We start from the raw sequence: 1,191 nt of genomic DNA, 5'->3' as shown, positions 1-1,191 counted from the left end.
GGTAATCCTCCCCTGCAGTAAGCGGGATCAGAAGTAGAATTTCCAGCAAAGGGAGTTCTACGCAATGAAGAAGTCGAAGTTCACGGATAGCCAGATCATGGACGCGCTCAAGCGCGCGGAAGCCGGCGTGGCGGTACCGGAGATCTGTCGGGAGCTGGGCATTAGCACGGCGACCTTCTACAACTGGCGCGGGAAGTACGGCGGGATGGATGTGCCGCTGATAGCCAAGATGAAGGAGCTGGAAGCTGAGAACGCGCGACTGCGCAAGATGTACGTCGAAGAGAAGATCAAGGCGGAGATCGTCGCGGAGGCGCTGGCAAAAAAAGACTGAGGCCATCTACCCGCCGCGAGATGGCCAGAGACTCAGTAGCGAGCCGGGGTGTATCGATCCGGCTTGCATGCGAGGCATTTGGCGTAAGCCAGACGTGCTACCGCTATGAGCGGCAGCGCAATGCGGAGAATGAGCAGATCGCGGACTGGCTGCTGCGGTTGACCGACAATCATCGCAACTGGGGCTTTGGGCTGTGTTTCCTGTACCTGCGCAACGTGAAGGGCTTCGGCTGGAACCATAAGCGCGTGTACCGGATTTACCGGGAGCTTGAGTTGAACCTGCGCATCAAGCCGCGCAAGCGGCTCGTACGGCAGGCGCCGGAGCCGCTGATCGTGCCGGCGTCGGTCAATACGGTATGGTCGATGGACTTCATGCACGACCAGTTGAAGGATGGTCGCAGTATCCGGCTGTTCAACGTGATCGACGACTTCAACCGAGAAGCGTTGGGAATCGAGATCGACTTCTCGTTGCCCTCTGCGCGCGTCATCCGGGCCCTGGAGCAGATCATCGGCTGGCGGGGAAAGCCGATGGCGATCCGGTGCGATAACGGTCCGGAGTACCTCAGTGATGCGATCACGCAGTGGGCTGGCAGGCATGGTATCGCGTTGAACTACATTCAGCCGGGCAAGCCGCAGCAAAACGCCTATGTCGAGCGATTCAACCGGACGGTGCGCTATGAGTGGCTGTCGCAATACTACTGGGACGACCTTGCGCACGTGCAGCGCTTCGCGACCGAATGGATGTGGCAATACAATCACGAGCGCCCTAACATGGGCCTTGGCGGCATGACGCCGAAACAGCGGCTCATGGCCGCGGCATAGTCTCTACTTCTGACTCGCGTTAAAAGCGGGGGGATTACC

Annotated in this window: 1 protein-coding gene; it reads left to right on the top strand. The window is 59.3% G+C overall.

Annotation, left to right across the window (positions count from 1 at the left end; translation table 11 throughout):
* Nucleotides 1-64 precede the first annotated feature (64 nt).
* Nucleotides 65-1,152, top strand: a protein-coding gene (locus MMB74_RS27265) for an IS3 family transposase (protein WP_277431708.1) whose coding sequence is annotated in 2 segments (ribosomal slippage) — nt 65-326 and nt 326-1,152 — 1,089 coding nt in all. Because the reading frame shifts where the segments join, the coding sequence is not laid out codon by codon here.
* The last annotated feature ends 39 nt before the right edge of the window (nt 1,153-1,191 follow it).

This window comes from Trinickia sp. Y13 (assembly GCF_029522115.1).
Lineage (GTDB): Bacteria > Pseudomonadota > Gammaproteobacteria > Burkholderiales > Burkholderiaceae > Trinickia.
This window is presented reverse-complemented; position numbering and strand designations above follow the sequence as displayed.